Below are 15840 nucleotides of genomic sequence, written 5' to 3' on the forward strand. Positions count from 1 at the left end.
CAACTCACCCCGGAGCCGCTCAACATCCCCCAGCTTCACACCACAAAGATGCCCACCACCAAGCAAGATCACTCAAGATAACGAAGCACTACTAGGGCCTGTCTCACGGATCTTGCTGGGGTGCGGGTGGGCCGCCGGGGGAAGCCGCGGGTCGCCTCCAGATGGTGAGGGTGCAGGCTTGCGGTTGCCGCTGCGGCAGCTTCTACCGTCCTTCACGAGGCCGGAGAAACCGGCCCGGTACCACGATCGCGAGGGAGACAGCGATGGACTGGCCTATCGCGGAGGTCGCCCGGATGTCGGGCGTGACCGCCCGGACCCTGCGCCACTACGACGAGGTCGGCCTGCTGCCGCCCGCCCGGATCGGCGCCAACGGCCACCGCTACTACGAGGAGCCCCAGTTGCTGCGGCTGCAGCAGATTCTCGTGCTGCGGGCGTTGGGCGTAGGGCTTCTTGAGGTCGGCCGGATCCTGGCTGAGCAGGTCGACGAGGTGGACGCCCTGCGCGGCCACCACCTGCGACTGCTCGCCGAGCGGGACCGGCTCGACGCCCTGGCAGGCACCGTCTCCCGCACGATCGCCGACCTGGAACAGTCCAGAAAGGACGGCAGCCCCATGACCATCAACCGACCGGAGAACCTGTTCGAGGGCATCCAGCCCTCCCAGTACCAGGAGAGCCTGAGCGACTTCCCCGCGCACGCCGAGGAAGTCGCCCGAAAGGTCGCCGCGATGACCCCGCAGGACATCGAGGAAGGGCAGCGCGAGCGCACCACGCAGATGATCCTGCTGGCCGACCTGATGGCCGCCGGCCACCCGGCCGACGCAGCTCCCGTGCAGGCCCAGATCGACACCCAGTACCAGGCCATGGCCGAACTGCGGCCCGTGTCGGCCGAGGAGTACCGCGCCGTCGGACGCTCCTGCGTGGACAACAGCGCCTGGCGCTCCGCCTACGAGGCGATCGCACCGGGCCTGGCCGCGTACCAGCGCGACGCCATCGAGGCGTACGCCACGACCCGGCTCAGCTGACTGCTTTCCGGGCTGTCCCAGGGCACCGGCCCGGAAACCAGTCGGTCCGTCGCACCAACTGGTCCACCTCGCCCGGCCTACCGGTGGCCGGGCGAGGTGCTGCCCGTCCTCGCGCCCATCGAACCCTGGCCGAATGCGTGCCTTCCAACCGGCGCCTGACGATCGCTGCTGGCACTCGTGAACACAGCCACCCAGGGTTGACCCTTACGCCGTGTCACAGCCATTTCGTTGATAGTTGCGGTGCGCTTGCCTCGAAGCGCACCGCAAGTTCGTCGAACCGGGTTGCCACCGCCCGGTTCTGTTTCAGTCGGTTGGTGCCGCACTCAACCGCGTGCCGGGCCTTGTAGTCCTCGCGGTCGAAAGCCGGAGGCCGCCCGCCAGCCGTTCCCCGGCGTTTGCGGTGGCCGGCCTGATCGGCAGACTCCGGGATCGTGCAGAGGATCCCGCGCCCACGTGGGTACGCACGATTCGCGCGCGACGAATACGCCTTGTCGCCCCGCACCCGCACCCGCAACGGACGAACCCGCGGCCGGCCCAGCCCGACACGACGACGGCGACCTTCGAGCGGCGGCCGTCGACGCGCCTCGAACGCTGCGAGGGGGTGGTTGGGGTCCAGACGCTGCTCGGCAGCACACAACAGCACAAGGGACAGTGGCCCCGTGAATGAACGAGGGCTGGACCGCGACGGAACGATCGCACGCGAAGGTGCGCTGGACCGAGTGCCAGCAGCGTTCGTCCCTGTCGTCGATGCGGCCCGCGCTCGTATCACCGCAACGTTCGGCAGGACTCGCCTGCACAGCGCCTACCTCTACGGCAGTATCCTGTGACGGACAAGGCCCGTTCCCCCACCCCATGAGTCGACCTCACCACGCAGCCGTCCAGCGGGGTGCCGCCCGGCGCCACGCTTAGCACCTGACTACCGATGAGAAACACGCGCTGACCGTCGCCACCGGATCGGCCGCCACCCTCACCCCCGACGGAAGCGGGTGGGCCGTGCGCGAGGGCGCACCGGTCAAACTGCGGCAGCACATCGAGCCCGTCCTCGACGCCTACGACGCGGGCTGGAGCACCTGGGCCAGACGCCTTCACCCTGCACATCTCCAACGGCAGATGTCTGACTTGTTGCTCCCCGGGCGGACATGAGGACTGTCCCGTCAAACGAGTCGGGGCGTACTCCGAAGTTCACCGACTCTGCGGCCAGCTTTCGGGGCCGGCCCGTTCGGTGATGAGGCGGCGGTAGTTCGGGCACTGCGTGGCGTCCTCGTGCTCGCAGTTCAGGCCGCCCTCGACGAGTTCCAAGGACGCCTGGGCCGCCGCGATCCTCGACCGGAGTTCGTCGGCCGCGGGACGCAGGACGTCGTGGCGGGTGGCGCGGTCGCTCGTGCCGAACCACCTTCTGATGGTGGTCAGATCGAGGCCGGCCTCCTTCATGATGAGGATCGTCGCGACGCGGGTGAGATCGTCCGCGCCGTAGCGGCGACGCCCGCCGGCGTCCCGGGCGGGGCGCAGCAGGCCCACCGTCTCCCAGTGCCGCAACACGTGCGTGGCCAGGTCGAACCGTGCCGCGATGGCGCCGATGCTCAATGTGCCGGCGGCGCTGTCGCCTTCGCTTGACTTCATGTCGACATTAAGTCGCAGCATGACGGACATGTTCAAGGATCAGGAAGCGGTGGAAGAGCGCCGCGACACCGAAGCCCTGTTGGCGGTGCTCGCTGCCGCGGATCAGGAAGCGAGCGCGAAACAACTACGGGACCGTTCGTACGAGTTGCTGCGTCCCGCTCCGGACTCGACCGTCGTGGACGTCGGCTGCGGCGCCGGGCGGGCCGTCGCCGAGCTGGCAGAACGGGGCGTACGCGCGGTGGGCGTGGACCCTGATGCGTGGATGCTGGCCGCGGCCCGGGAGCGGTGACCGGGGGTCGAGTTCCGGGAGGCGGGGGCTGAGGATCTGCCGTTCGCCGATGGGAGTGTGCGCGGCTACCGTGCCGACAAGGTCCTCCACGTACTCCAGGAGCCGGCGCGCGCGGTGGCGGAGGGGCGACGGGTCCTGTGCCCGGGCGGCAGGATCGTCCTGGTCGGCCAGGACTGGGACGCCATCGTGATCGACTCGGATGACGCGGCGCTCACCCGCACGATCGTGCGCGCCCGCGCCGACCTCCTGGGTGCGCCCCGCGCCGCACGGCAGTACCGCAGCCTGCTGCTGGCCGGCGGCTTCGACGGCGTCGCGGTCGAGGTGCACACGAGCGTGTTCACCGACCCAGCGATGTTGCCGCTGGTCGCGCGGCTCGCCGAGCCGGCCTGCGCCAGCGGTGCCGTTGGCCGCGCGGAGGCGGACGCATGGCTCGCCGAGCAGCGCGGGCGCGCCGAGGCCGGGCACTTCCACCTGGACCGAACGCGCGGTGCTGTCCGGAGTCGAACGCGCCTACAGCCACGCCCTCTACGGCTGGAGCGCATCACCGCGGCCGGCTACCCCGAGTCGAACGCCCACGTGCTCGACCACGGGTTCTGCGTCTCGCTGTACATCACGGACCCCAACGGGCTGATACTGGAGTTCGCCGTCGACCACCCCGACGTGGAGAAGATCGACGCCGAGCGGCGCACCACAGCACACGCCGACCTCGCCCGCTGGCTCGCCGGCGACCACACCAGCAACAACCACTGGCGCTGACGCCTGCCGCCCGCCGCCCGCCGCCCGCCGCCCGCCGCCCGCCGCCGGACCGAAGCGCAGAGTTGAATTCGAGGTCCGGAACACGGGTACCAACGGGCGTTCCGGCCATTGCAGGGACGGCCGGAACATTGCCTTCTGACCCTTCCCCATGTCCTGCACTCCGGCTAGAAGGGTGCCATCCAAACAGGGCAGGGGAAGGTCATGATGAAGAACTTATGGAGAACTGCGGCGATGGGCGCCCTTTCCCTCTCCCTGTGCACCGCGGGCCTGGCCTTCGCCCCCTCGGCAGCGGCCGGTGGGGACGGCGAATGCCCAGAAGAGCACTTCTGCGTCTGGGGCAACGCCACGTATTCCGGTCCTCCCACGTGGAAGTCGACCACGGACCTCTACGACCTGCCGGCAAAGTCCGGCCTGTCCGTCGTCAACAACACATCGACGGACGTCCGCTTCAAAATCATCATTCACTACCAGTCCTACGACGGGTGGCTGATCCCCTGCCTGGGCTCCTTCCCCGGCGGGAACGCACATGCCTGGACCAGCAACTATTCGCGCACCCTCGCCTGGACCAAGATCGGTGACTCCTGCTGACGGATGCGACGTCGTGCGCACCGGTCGGGCGTCGGCACGGAGGGAGCCAAGGCGTCGGCTCCCCCGGCCGCGGGTCACGTGGCGCGTCTGTGCATCCAGGAGATTGCTTCGCTGAATTCTCCACAGAACAAAGAGCGGGAAGAGCCCACTCGACATCCGTCACATCAAAACGCGCCCCACCCGAGTTCCACCAGCAACGAGCACGACACCGAGAGCCGAAATTCACACCGCACCCATCGCCTCCGGCGTCAGCTCTGCGGGCTGATCCCCGCGACGGCGAGCTGGAACAGCCGGTTCGCGCGGGCGACGGGGTCGGGATGGCCCGCCGTCGCCAGGGCAATGCCGACGGCCAGGGCGATCAGGTCGGCGGTGGTGACCTCCGGGGCGACCGCGCCGTCCCGGACCGCGCGCTCCAGCAGCGGGGCCGCCGCTGCCTCCAGGTCGGCGGCGCAGCTGTTCTCGTGGACCGGATCCGTCTCGGCGAAGTCGTACGACAGGGCGGCGGCGAGGCCCCGGGCGCACACGCAGTACTCGACGACCCCGCCCATCCACTCCAGGAGCGCGGCGCGGCTGTCGTCGTGGGCGGTCAGCTCGTGGGCGCGGGCGCTGAGGCCCGCGATGCGCTCCTGGGCGACGGCCTCCAGCAGCGCGCGGCGCGTGGGGAAGTGGCGGCGCACGGTGGCCGAGCCGACGCCGACCGTGCGGGCGATCTTCTCCAGGGACGCGTCGGCCCCGTGGGCGGCGACCTCCTCCTCGGCCACGGCGAGGATCCGCTCGTAATTGCGGCGGGCGTCGGCGCGTTGGCGCACGGGTCGCTCGGGCTGCTTCGGCATGGCGTTCACCTCCGGCGTTGCTAAGTGGCGGGCTCCGCCGTATCGTATCGAAACGTAAACGGCGGGGCCCGCCACTTATTGGATGCCCATCCTTAGGAGCGACATGTCCGCAGATCCCGCAGCTTCCGCGCCCGTCCTGGTGACCGGCGCCACCGGCAAGCAGGGCGGCGCGACCGCCCGGGCCCTGCTCGCGCGGGGCGTCCCCGTCCGCGCACTGGTCCGCGACGCGTCGACCGACCGGGCCAAGGCCGTCGAAGCGCTCGGCGCGCAGCTCGTCGTCGGCGACCTCCACGACCGCGATTCCCTGGTCCGGGCCGCGGAGGGCGCCCGCGCCGTCTTCTCCGTACAACTGCCCGTCAACGAGCAGGGCTTCGACTTCGACGGGGAGGTGACCCAGGGCCACAACCTCGTCGAGGCCGCGAAGGCCGCGGGTGTACCGCAGTTCGTGCACACCTCCGTCAGCGGCGCCGACCAACACACCGAGGCTCCCGGCTGGGCCGAGGGGCGCTGGGCCACGATGGAGCCGTACTACGCAGCCAAGTGCGCGGTCCAGGACGCGGTCCGCACGGCCGGCTTCACCCACTGGACGCTCATCAAACCGGGCTTCTTCATGGAGAACGCACTCCCTTCCGAGGGCTACCTGTTCCCGCGCGGCGTCGAGGGCGGCCTGGTCACCCTGCTGAAGCCGAGCACCGTCCTGCCCGTGATCGCCGTGGACGACATCGGCGCGACAGCCGCTGCGGCCGTCGCCGCGCCGGAGCGCTTCCACCGGGTGGAGTTGGAGCTGGCGGGTGACCGCCTGTCGATGGCCGAGATCACCGATGTCCTCTCCCGCGCCCTGGGCGTACCCCTGACCGCGCGGGACACGACGGAGGCGGAGGCCGTCGCCGCCGGTTTGTCGACGCTGCTCACGACCGCCCAGGCGTGGCAGAACGCGTTCGAACAGCCGGCCCGCCCGGAGTACGCACAGGAACTCGGCATCCCGCTGACGCGCTTCGAGGACTGGGCGCGGAAGCATCTGACCACCGCCCGCTAGGGCCTGTCTTACGGATCAGGCTGGATCAGGGAGCGGGGTCTGGTGCCGTGGATCTCAAGGCGGAGGAGGGAGTCAATGCGGAGCATTGGCGACCGACGACAACGCGGAGAGGCACGGCACCAGGGCACGCGAGCCCAGCAAGATCCGTAAGACAGGCCCTGGGGTGCCCTGAACACCGGGGAGGGCGTTGTGGCGACTCGACATCTGTACGTGGTGCGGCACGGCATGGCGGACGCGTTCGGCGAACTGACCGACGTGGGGCGGCAGCAGTCGGCGCTGCTGGCCGAGCGCATCGCCGCCCTCCCGGTCGACGCGGTGTGGCACTCGCCCCTGCCGCGCGCGGTGCGCTCCGCGCGGATCGTCGGCGAGCGCCTGGGGGGCGTGCCCGTGCGGGAGGCCGCCGAGCTGGTGGACCACGTCCCGTACGTACCGACGGACGTCCCGCCGGCCTGGGCCGGGTTCTTCGACGGGTACGACCCCGTCGAGGCGGACGCGGAAGCCCGCATCGCGGACGCCCTCGTCGACCGCTTCGCCCGCCCGGCCGCGCGGGAGACCCACGAGGTGCTGGTCACCCACGCCTACCAAGTGGCGTGGTTGGTCCGGCACGCCCTCGATGCGCCGCCGGTGCGGTGGTTGGGGTTGAGCTGCGGGAACGCGGCGCTCACGGCGATCGACTACGCGGACGGCGCGGCGCCGCGCGTGCTGACGTACAACGACATGGGCCACCTCCCGGACGACCTGCGCTGGACGGGCTTCGGGCCGGGCGTCCGGCCGTAGGGGGCACCCGGAGGAGGGCGCCGCCCTACGGGTCAGCCCGCGCCCCGGAGCACCGCCCGGGCCGCGGCGAGGCGGGACTCGTCGTCGTTCGCGTCGGTGGTGGAGATCTCGTCCGCCCACCTGAGAAGGCGTTCGACTGACGCGTTGGACTCCGTCGTGGTGATCGGCGGGGTGCCCAGGGCGACCTCGCCGCTCGTGCCGTCGATCGTGATGAGCGTGCCCTCGGTCAGTGCGCGGTCGCCGGACGGCAAGGGGGCGCCGACGACGGCGGGCTTGCCCAGGGCGCGGGCGACGACCGCCGCGTGGCTGGCGGGGCCGCCGCGGGCGGTGAGGATGCCGGTGGCGACCGCGAGGCCGGGCATGTCGTGGGGGGAGGTCTCGGGGCGGACGAGGACGACGGGGCCCTGCGCGGACATGCGGACGGCGCCCGCCGTCGTGGTCGCGACCCGGCCGACGGCCACGCCGGGGCAGGCGCCCACGCCCCGGGCCACGACGTCGACGTCCGGGGACGCGGCGATGCGGGGGGTGCGGGCGTGGCGCAGGTGGTGGGGGGTGACCCTGAGCAGCGCCTCCCGGCGGGTGATCGTTCCCTCGTCGGCGAGGTCCGTCGCGAGGCGCACGGCCGCGCCCGCGGTGAAGCGGCCCGGGCGGGCCTGGAGGAACCACAGCTCGCCGCTCTGGAAGGTGAACTCGACGTAAGCCGCGTCGCGCAGGTGTTCCTCGATGCGGCGCAGGGCGGCGACGAGGGCGGCCCACACGGCGGGTTCGCGCTCGGCGAGGGCGTGGAGCGGGTGGGGGCGGGTGCGGCCGGAGACGACGGCGTCGCCCTGGTGGCCGAAGAGGACGTCGCCGTACGGGACGTCCTCCCCCGTGTTGGGGTTGCGGCTGAAGGCGACGCCGGTGCCGCTGCGGGCGTCGCGGTTGCCGAAGACCATCGTCTGCACGATCGCCGCGGTGCCGAGGTCGTGCGGGACGTCGTGGAGTGCGCGGTACGTCCGGGCGCGCGGCGCGTGCCACGACGAGAACACCGCGCCGAGCGCCAGCTCCAACTGGCGGGCGGCGTCATCCGCCACGGCCACCTCGCCGGCCGCCGCGAACGTCGACAGGAGCCGCTGCCGCGCGGCTTCGGCGAACCGCGCGTCGCCGGTCTCACGGGCGAGCGCCGCCGTCGTCTCCGCCGTCAGTCCGAGGTTCAGGACGGTGTCCATCATGCCGGGCATCGACACGGCCGCCCCGGAGCGGACGGACACCACCAGCGGGTGGTCGGGACCGCCGAACCGGCGCCCCGTCGCAGCCTCCAGTTCGCCCACCGCGACGGCGAGTTCCGCCGCGAACCCTTCGGGCGGACGGCCGTCACGCAGGAACGCCCGGCACGCCCCGGTCGTGACGACGAACCCGGCCGGCACCGGCAGCCCCAGGCGCTGGAGCTCCACGAGCCCCCGCGCCTTCCCGCCCAGCACCTCCGCCGACTCCTCCACCTCGGCGGACAGCGGGCGGATCCACCTCACCGGGGGATCCCCAGGGTGACGAGCAGGTCTTCGTGCAGCTCCGCCCAGACGGTGTGGTACGAGGCGGTGTCGTCGGTCACGTACTCCAACTCGCCCGCCACCGCCCGGTTCAGGGCCTCCGTGAGCCGCACCCCGTAACCGGTGAAGCGGGGCAGTACGGCGGTCACCTCGGCGCAGACGATCGCGGCCCGCAGGTGCAGGGCGAGGAACCGGTCCAGGACGCGCGCGTCGTACGTCGCGTCCCGGTGGTCGTTGGCCGTCGGCACCCCGTCGACGGTCCGCAACTGCCAGGCGGTGCAGAGGTCGAGCAGTTCGGCGTTGAGCACGAGGAAGCGTTCGTACGCGGCGAGGACCGCGGGGCGGGCGCCGGTCGACTCCAGCTCCCGCGCCGTGCGGCCGGCGTCGGCGACGCGGCCGGCGTCGGTCAGGCCCCAGCCGCCGAAGGTCCCGCTCAGATACGTCACGAGGCCGGCGACCGCGAGGTCGAGCAGTTCGGACTCGACCGTCGACCCGTCCAGCCCGGTGGCGGCGGACAGCCGGGCGACGCCGGCGAAGCCCCCGCAGCGCAGGGCGTGGAGCACCGGGGGCGCGCTGTCGGTGCCGGGCAGCTCGATCACGCTTCGCCCCTTCGCGTCGGCGTGCGCACCGAAGGGGCGACCGTCGGTGCGGTCGCTACGGCGTGGGCCGCGCCCCGCCCGTGGGCGCGGGCGACGATCGCGCCGCCGTGGATGCGTACGGCGGCCTCCGTGTCGGCGTCGTCGTCGATCAGCCCCGCCGCCGACGCCACGGACGCCCCGTCGTCGATGACCAGGCGCAGGCGCTGCCGGCCTGCCGGTGGGAACACGGCCCGCAGACAGGTCGCCAGGTCCCTGACCTTGAGCCGTACGAGACTGCCGGTCTCGGCCGGGTCGGCGGTGGTGACGACGACGGTGACCCGGTCGCCGGGTCCGGCGGAGCGCACGGCCTCCTCCGCGGCGGCGACGCGGCCCGCGCCGACCACCGCCACCAGGCCGTCGGCGCCGAGGTCGACCGGCTCACCGGTGAGCAGGTCGACCAGGCCCGCGGGCGGGGACCAGGGCTGCCGGCACTCCTCGGCGGGCGGGACGTAGGGCAGGTACGCGGGGGCCCAGCGGTCGGCGAGGTCGAGCCGGGCGAGGTGCTCGCACGCGCGCGCCCGGTCGAAGGGGTCGCCGAAGCCCGGCGCCTGTTCGGCGAGGAAGCCGGCGCCGCCGAGCAGGGTCAGCACCAGCTCGGCCAGCCGCACCTGCCGCGCAGGCGCCCCGACGGGCGCGCCCCGGGACGCGTACGGCTCCAGTGCGAGCCCCAGCAGCAGCGCCTCCAGTCCGGCGAGCTGCGCCAGCACCGTACGGCCCTGTTCGTCGTCGACCACACCGACCAGGGAGCGCAGTTGGAGGCGGCCACCGGCCGCGGTGTCGTCGACCAGCGGCAGCCGCTCCAGCCATGCGCGGGCGAAGGCTCCCAGCGCGTCGGCCAGCGAGGCCGGCGGCACCGCGGGCGGCGTGGGGGCGGCGCCGTCGACCAGGTCGACGAGGACCGCCAGGTACAGCGCGCGCTTGCCGGGGAAGTTCGAGTACACCGCGCCCCGGGTCAGTTCGGCGCGCTCGGCGATCCGGTCGACCTTCGCCGCGGCGTATCCGTGCGCGATGAACTCCTCCCGGGCCGCCACCAGGACCGATGCCCGCGTACGCGCCTGTTGCTGGACCCGCGTCAGTCGAGCCACCGCCCGCTCCCTCCCTCACCGACCCCCGTCGAGGCAATCAGGATATGCACACCATCCAGATGATGTCGACATCTCAAGTCCTCGGGCGCGCGGCCACACGGTTCACCGCGCTGGAGCCCGGACTGCGCGAACCGCCCGAGGCGGCCGTGCCAGGGCCGGTCCCGGGCACCGCCGTCAGGGACGCGGAGCCGCAGGTGGTGGTGGCGTTCGGGACGGCGGCCACGGTCACCCCGGCCGGCAGCGCGTCGGCGAAGGCGAGGCCGTTCTTCTCCGCCAGCTCCGAGGTGTTGGTGACGGTGAACGTCAGCGTGGAGGTGCCGCCCTGCGGGATCGAGGCCGGGTTGAACTCCTTGTCGAGCTGCGGGGTGATGTCCAGGATGCGGATGTTGTCGTACGCGTGGTCGCTGCCCAGACCGCTGCCGTTGGCGTTGGTCATCTTGATGCCGACCGAGGGGCCGGTGAACAGCACCGACGAGTCGGTCGCGAAGGAACCGGCCTGGATGGGCCGCGGGCCGACGTTGTACGTGCTGGAGCGCGGGTCCGTGCACGGGTTGATCGGCTGGTTGGTGACCGGGATGTCCGGCCCGGAGCCGGTGAGGAAGAAGTTCAGCAGCGGCGCCGAGACGTTGCAGTTCACCGCCGCGACGTCGACGGAGAAGGTGATGAAGCGGTTCGAGGTGACGAGCGGGATCGGGTTCACGGTCTGGAGCTCGCCCTTGTTCGCCCCGGGGTTCGCGCCGTCCGTGTAGGCGGAGACCGCGTGGTTGTTCTGTGGCGTCGCCGAGCCCGCGACCTGCCCCAGAACGTTCGCCATGTACTTCAGCTCCGCCATGGCGGTCGGGTTCTGGTTCTGACAGGCGGCGTTGTTCGCACCCGACTGGTTCAGGATGATCCCGTCGCAGCGCGCCGCGTTCACCCAGGCGGGGTCGGCGGTGTACGTCGGGTTGATCGGCGGCGCGCCGACGTAGGCGGTCAGCAGGATCGGGGTCTGACCCGTCGCGTTGTCGAAGTTCTCGTTGAAGGCGACCGTCGGGCCCTGGGGAAGGCCGGGCGAGCCGGGGCCGCGAACGCGGCGCCCGCGAGGGGCAGGGCGGCGCCCAGGGCCAGGGCCTGGGCGCCGAGGACGATGCCCGCGGAGGCGAGGGCGCCGATGCGGCGCCGTCTGCCGGGTGAACCACGCATGTGGACATGCACTCCGTTCGTCAGGATTCTTCAGGTCATCCGCTACGCGCCCCCGGGGCACAGCAGTACCGCACGCCGCGGAGGAACCGGGCACGCTCCGTGGCCGCCGGGCCGGACGTCACCCGAGGAGTGCTGACGCCGTCAGCCGGCCGGAGCAGCCCTGGCGACGGCCCGGTACCGGAGCGGTCGCGACGCGGTCAACGGCCGCCGCGCGCACCGCCGTCGCTCCAGCGGCGCAACGCCCTTGCGGACGTGCGGGCGCCGTCGGCGCGGGGCACCCGGTGGCCGGTGCGGCCAACGGAGTTGGGCCGCCCGGGTGACGAACGGGCCGACGGTCGCCCGTCCGGCCCACGCCCGATCCGCAGCCGGGGCGGGCCCGGCTCCCTGCCCGGCCGCGCACGACACTGCGCCGACACGCGCTCCCCACTGGCGACACGCATCGTGGAAGCAACCATTCCGTGCCCGTCCGTACCCGTTCCGTGCCCCTTTCCGTGGAGGCCCACCACCGATGCACGCCATATCCGTACGCCGTGTCCGCCGCTCACTGCCCCGCGCCGCGCTGGCGCTCGTCCTCGCCGCCCTGGGTGCGGCGCTCGGTCCGGGCGCCGCACCCGCTGCTGCTGCCGGCCACGCCGAGGAGTGCTCGACGGAGGCGGGCCCGTACCAGAAGACCGTCGAACGCCACCTCAAGCTGACGGTGGACGGCGTTCAGTCGGCGGCGGACTGCGCCGCGATCCGCACGCTCCAGACCCGCCACGGCATGGAGCCCGCGACCGGCCGCGCCGGCCCCGAGACCTGGCGGATCGTCCAGTACGAGCGGGCCGTCGCCGACCCGTCCGCGCTCACGGGCTGTCCGCACGGCACGCGCCTGATCGTCTGCGTCGACCTGCACCGGCAGCTGCTGTGGGTCTGGGACGGCGACCACGTCGCCACCGGCCCGGTGCCGATCAGGACCGGCAAGTCCGGCTACGCCACCCGCACCGGCGAGCACAGGATCTACGAGCGGGTCGAGAAGCAGTGGTCGGAGCTGTACGAGGGGCCGATGCCGTTCAGCCAGTTCTTCGACGGCGGTCAGGCGCTGCACGCCAGCTACCGCAACATCTGGGAGGAGCCGGGCTCCCACGGCTGCGTCAACCTCCGCTATGACGACGCCAAGCGCCTCTGGCAGGGGCTGCGGCTCAACGACCCCGTGTACGTCTGGGGCACCCGGGGCCCGTAGCGGGCCCCGGCAAGCTACCTGCGGGTGAGCCGGAAGAGCCGGATCTGTCGGCCGATGCGCGCCTGGTACGCGGCGTACGGCGGCCAGAACTCCAGCGCGCCGTCCCACGCCCGGGCCCGTTCGTCGCCCTCCAGCAGCCGGGCGCGGACGGGGACGTCCCGGCCCTTCCAGTTGATCTCGACGTCCGGGTGGGCGATGAGGTTCGCCGTCCACGCGGGGTGGTGGTCGCGCCCGAAGTTGGAGCCGACGAGGAGCCAGGTGTCCGTCCCGTCCTCACGCAGGCACGCGAGCGGGGTGGCGCGGGGCAGGCCCGAGCGGGCGCCGCGGGCGGTGAGGACGAGGCCGGGCAGCATCCGGGCGGTCAGCAGGACCCGGCCGCGGGTCAGGCGGTGGACGGCGCGGTCCAGGGCGGGGAGGAAGCGCGGGGCGACCTTGGCGAAGCCGCGGGTGGCGGAGACCCGTTGGACCAAGCGCTCGAACCCTCGCCCGGACTTCCTCCTCTCGTTCCCGTTCGTCATCGGGTCACCGCCTCCCGCTCCGCTGCGGCGAACAGGCCCGCGGCCTCCGCCGCGTGCGCCCGCAGCCGGTGCACCGGGCCGAACAGCAACTCGTCGGCCGCGGCCCGTTTGAAGAAGAGGTGCGCCTCGTGCTCCCAGGTGAAGCCGATGCCGCCGTGGAGCTGGACCGCCTCCGCACCGACCGTGCGCAGCGCCTCCAGGCACTGGGCGAGCGCGAGCCCCGCGTCGGCGGGGTGCCGGGCGGCCCAGGACGCCGCCGAGCGGGCCGCGCGCGTGCTGACGTACAGGTCCGCCAGGCGGTGCTTGACGGCCTGGAACGAGCCGATCGCCCGCCCGAACTGCTCGCGCTGGCGGACGTACGCCACCGTGCGCTCCAGGGCGCCTTCCGCCGCGCCGACCGCTTCGGCGGCGATCAGGGCCGCGGCCCACGTCCCCGTCGTGGCGAGCGCGTCCAGCGCCGATGGGCCATCGGCACCGTCCGTCCCGAGGAGTTCGGCGGGGCAGTCGCGCAGCTCCACCCGGGCCTGGCAGCGGGTCTCGTCCAGCGTCGTCTGCCGGCGGCGGGACAGCCCGGCGGCGTCGGCGCGGACGAGGAAGAGGAGGGTGCGGCTGCGGGGGAACCCGCCGGTGTGCGCGGCGACGACGAGCAGGTCGGCGCGGTGGCCGTCGAGGACCTGGGCGGCCTCCCCGTACAGCAGCCAGCCGGCCCCGGGGGCGGTCCTCGCCTGGACGCCGCCGGACCGGCCGCCGCCCGCCCAGTCGCCGGTGGGCCGGCCCGCTCCGACCAGCCCCAGCGCGGTCGCGAGGCTGCCCCCCGGTACGGCGAGCGCGCACGTCAGGGAGCCGTCGGCGATGCGCGGCAGCAGGGCGGTGCGTTGCGCCGGGGTGCCCACGGCGGTGACCAGCGGCGCGACGAGGCCACAGGTGGCGAGCAGCGGGGACGGCAGCAGGGCGCGGCCGGTCTCCTCACAGGCGGCGGAGAGTTCGGCGAGGGCGCAGCCCACTCCCCCGTACGCGGCGGGGAGCGCGAGGCCGGGCAGCCCGAGGTCGCGGGAGAGCTGCGCCCACAGGTCGGGGTCGTGGCCGGCTTCGGTGCGGACGGCCGCCTTCACCCGGTCGGGCGCGGCGCGTTCGGTGAGCAGGGCACGCAGGGTGCGGCGGATCTCGTCCCGCTCGCCGGCACCTTCACCGTCCTCCGCGTACCCGGCATCCCCGGTGTCCGTGTCCATGTCCATCAGCGAGCCCCTTTCTGACGGAGCGTCATGTTAGGGCTGGAGGTCGGAGATGGACAGACCCGCGCGGCGTACCGCACCACCGTTAGCTGATGTACCGTCAGATTCATGACCGCGCTAGGGCCTGTGGCGAGTTGTCCCGTGGAGCAAGGAGCGGCGCCTGGTGCCGTCGAATCCAAGGCGGAGGAGGAAGCGATGGCGGAGCCATCGCGACCGACGACAACGCGGAGTGGTGGCACCTCCCGGGCCGAAGGCCCAGGGGGAGCGGCACCAGGGCACGCGAGCCCAGCAAGATCCGCAAGAAAGGCCCTGGCTCCCTCGCCCCGTCGCAAGGTCGCCGTCGCCGGCGTGGCCCTCGCGGACTGCGGGCGGGTCGACGACCGCACGCCGTACGCGCTGCACGCCCAGGCCGCCCGGCGCGCCGTCGCCGACGCCGGCCTCGACCGGACGGTGATCGACGGCTTCGCCTCAGCCGGACTCGGCGCGCTCGCCCCGATCGAGGTCGCCGAGTACCTGGGACTGCGACCCCGCTGGGTGGACTCCACCGCGGTCGGCGGCGCGACCTGGGAGGTCATGGCGGCGCACGCGGCCGACGCGATCGCCGCGGGGCACGCCAACGCCGTGCTGCTGGTGTACGGATCCACCGCCCGGGCCGACGTCAAGGCGCGCCGCCGCACCGCGAACCTCTCCTTCGGCAGCCGCGGCCCGCTCCAGTACGAAGTGCCCTACGGACACACCCTGATCGCGAAGTACGCCATGGCGGCGCGCCGGCACATGCACCAGTACGGCACCACCCTGGAGCAGCTGGCCCAGGTCGCCGTACAGGCCCGCGCGCACGCCGTCGCGAACCCGGACGCCCTGTTCCGCGACCCGATCACCGTCGACGACGTCCTCGAAGGGCCCGTGATCGCGGACCCCTTCACCAAGCTGCACTGCTGCATCCGCAGCGACGGCGGGTGCGCGGTGCTGCTCGTCGCCGAGGAGTACGTGCCGGACGCGGCGAAGGCGCCCGTGTGGATCCTCGGCACCGGCGAGTACGCCTCGCACACCGCGATGTCGCAGTGGGACGACTTCACCGTCTCCCCGGCCGCGGTCTCCGGCCGCCTCGCCTTCGGACGTGCGGGCCTGACCCCCGCCGAGATGGACATCGCCGAGATCTACGACGCTTTCACCTACATGACGCTGGTGACCTTGGAGGACCTCGGCTTCTGCGCGAAGGGCGAGGGCGGCGCGTTCGTCGAGAAGGGCCGCATCGGGCCGGGCGGCGAACTGCCCGTGAACACGGACGGCGGCGGTCTCTCCGCCTGCCACCCGGGGATGCGCGGGCTGTTCCTCCTGGTGGAGGCGGTACGCCAACTCCGCAATGAAGCAGGCTCCCACCAGTGCTTGCGCCCCGACGGCAGCCCGCCGCGGCTGGCGGTGGCGTCGGCGACGGGCGGCTGGTTCTGCTCGTCGGCGACGGTCGTCCTGGGGCGCGACTGAGTGTGCGCGTTCGGCAACGTGCGATGAGTTCCGTCGG

General features: G+C 72.8%; 14 protein-coding genes and 3 pseudogenes. 8 read left to right on the forward strand and 9 right to left on the reverse strand.

The features are described 5' to 3' along the window. The first annotated feature begins 263 nt into the window (after positions 1-263). Entirely contained in the window at positions 264-1022 is a 759-nt protein-coding gene (locus AB0E05_RS33925; protein WP_361970977.1) for a MerR family transcriptional regulator, read from the forward strand. 214 nt (positions 1023-1236) lie between these two features. On the opposite strand, the pseudogene AB0E05_RS33930 reads toward AB0E05_RS33925, so the two are convergent. After that, positions 1237-1569: pseudogene (locus AB0E05_RS33930) on the reverse strand (IS5/IS1182 family transposase); the annotation flags it as partial. A gap of 112 nt (positions 1570-1681) precedes the next feature. On the opposite strand from AB0E05_RS33930, the pseudogene AB0E05_RS33935 reads away from it, so the two are divergent. Next, positions 1682-1843: pseudogene (locus AB0E05_RS33935) on the forward strand (nucleotidyltransferase); the annotation flags it as partial. A 361-nt stretch (positions 1844-2204) separates the two neighbouring features. Here the strand turns inward: AB0E05_RS33935 and AB0E05_RS33940 are convergent. Next, positions 2205-2642: a MerR family transcriptional regulator gene (locus AB0E05_RS33940; protein WP_361970978.1), complete on the reverse strand. Its 438-nt coding sequence runs from the start codon at positions 2640-2642 to the stop codon at positions 2205-2207. A 28-nt stretch (positions 2643-2670) separates the two neighbouring features. Here AB0E05_RS33940 and AB0E05_RS33945 point away from each other — a divergent pair. Both AB0E05_RS33945 and AB0E05_RS33950 read left to right on the forward strand, forming a co-directional pair. After that, positions 2671-3399, forward strand: a pseudogene (locus AB0E05_RS33945) (methyltransferase domain-containing protein); the annotation flags it as partial. 519 nt (positions 3400-3918) lie between these two features. Further along, positions 3919-4275 carry a peptidase inhibitor family I36 protein gene (locus tag AB0E05_RS33950; RefSeq protein ID WP_361970980.1) on the forward strand — a complete coding sequence of 119 codons (357 nt, stop codon included), beginning with the start codon at positions 3919-3921 and terminating at the stop codon, positions 4273-4275. Between the two features lie 248 nt (positions 4276-4523). On the opposite strand, the gene AB0E05_RS33955 is transcribed toward AB0E05_RS33950, so the two are convergent. Next, entirely contained in the window at positions 4524-5108 is a 585-nt protein-coding gene (locus AB0E05_RS33955) for a helix-turn-helix domain-containing protein (protein WP_361970982.1), read from the reverse strand. Between the two features lie 103 nt (positions 5109-5211). Between AB0E05_RS33955 and AB0E05_RS33960 the strand changes: the two genes are divergently transcribed. After that, positions 5212-6144, forward strand: coding sequence for an NmrA/HSCARG family protein (locus AB0E05_RS33960; protein ID WP_361970984.1), 933 nt, complete (start codon positions 5212-5214; stop codon positions 6142-6144). A gap of 189 nt (positions 6145-6333) precedes the next feature. Further along, positions 6334-6921, forward strand: a complete 588-nt coding sequence (locus AB0E05_RS33965) for a histidine phosphatase family protein (RefSeq protein ID WP_361970986.1) — start codon at positions 6334-6336, stop codon at positions 6919-6921. Positions 6922-6953: 32 nt separating this feature from the next. On the opposite strand, the gene AB0E05_RS33970 is transcribed toward AB0E05_RS33965, so the two are convergent. The 4 genes from AB0E05_RS33970 to AB0E05_RS33985 form a co-directional block, all read right to left on the reverse strand. Continuing rightward, positions 6954-8429: a pyruvate, phosphate dikinase gene (locus tag AB0E05_RS33970; RefSeq protein ID WP_361970988.1), complete on the reverse strand. Its 1476-nt coding sequence runs from the start codon at positions 8427-8429 to the stop codon at positions 6954-6956. Further along, positions 8426-9046 carry a transcriptional regulator gene (locus tag AB0E05_RS33975; RefSeq protein WP_361970990.1) on the reverse strand — a complete coding sequence of 207 codons (621 nt, stop codon included), beginning with the start codon at positions 9044-9046 and terminating at the stop codon, positions 8426-8428. The genes AB0E05_RS33970 and AB0E05_RS33975 overlap by 4 nt, the downstream gene beginning before the upstream one ends. Next, complete coding sequence (locus AB0E05_RS33980) at positions 9043-10170, reverse strand: helix-turn-helix domain-containing protein (RefSeq protein WP_361970992.1); 1128 nt, start codon at positions 10168-10170, stop codon at positions 9043-9045. The genes AB0E05_RS33975 and AB0E05_RS33980 overlap by 4 nt, the downstream gene beginning before the upstream one ends. 73 nt (positions 10171-10243) lie before the next feature. Beyond that, positions 10244-11086 (reverse strand): hypothetical protein, encoded by an 843-nt coding sequence (locus AB0E05_RS33985; protein ID WP_361970994.1) that lies wholly within the window; start codon positions 11084-11086, stop codon positions 10244-10246. A gap of 774 nt (positions 11087-11860) precedes the next feature. On the opposite strand from AB0E05_RS33985, the gene AB0E05_RS33990 reads away from it, so the two are divergent. Further along, positions 11861-12571 carry a L,D-transpeptidase family protein gene (locus tag AB0E05_RS33990; protein WP_361970996.1) on the forward strand — a complete coding sequence of 237 codons (711 nt, stop codon included), beginning with the start codon at positions 11861-11863 and terminating at the stop codon, positions 12569-12571. A gap of 14 nt (positions 12572-12585) precedes the next feature. Here AB0E05_RS33990 and AB0E05_RS33995 read toward each other — a convergent pair whose 3' ends face one another. Both AB0E05_RS33995 and AB0E05_RS34000 read right to left on the reverse strand, forming a co-directional pair. Next, complete coding sequence (locus AB0E05_RS33995) at positions 12586-13089, reverse strand: nitroreductase family deazaflavin-dependent oxidoreductase (RefSeq protein ID WP_361970998.1); 504 nt, start codon at positions 13087-13089, stop codon at positions 12586-12588. Beyond that, positions 13086-14324 carry an acyl-CoA dehydrogenase family protein gene (locus AB0E05_RS34000; protein WP_361971000.1) on the reverse strand — a complete coding sequence of 413 codons (1239 nt, stop codon included), beginning with the start codon at positions 14322-14324 and terminating at the stop codon, positions 13086-13088. Before AB0E05_RS34000 ends, AB0E05_RS33995 begins: the two co-directional genes overlap by 4 nt. A 345-nt stretch (positions 14325-14669) precedes the next feature. Between AB0E05_RS34000 and AB0E05_RS34005 the strand changes: the two genes are divergently transcribed. Next, positions 14670-15803 (forward strand): acetyl-CoA acetyltransferase, encoded by a 1134-nt coding sequence (locus AB0E05_RS34005; RefSeq protein ID WP_361971002.1) that lies wholly within the window; start codon positions 14670-14672, stop codon positions 15801-15803. Positions 15804-15840: the final 37 nt, after the last annotated feature.

This window comes from Streptomyces sp. NPDC048057, assembly GCF_040653095.1.
In the GTDB taxonomy this organism is placed as follows: domain Bacteria; phylum Actinomycetota; class Actinomycetes; order Streptomycetales; family Streptomycetaceae; genus Streptomyces.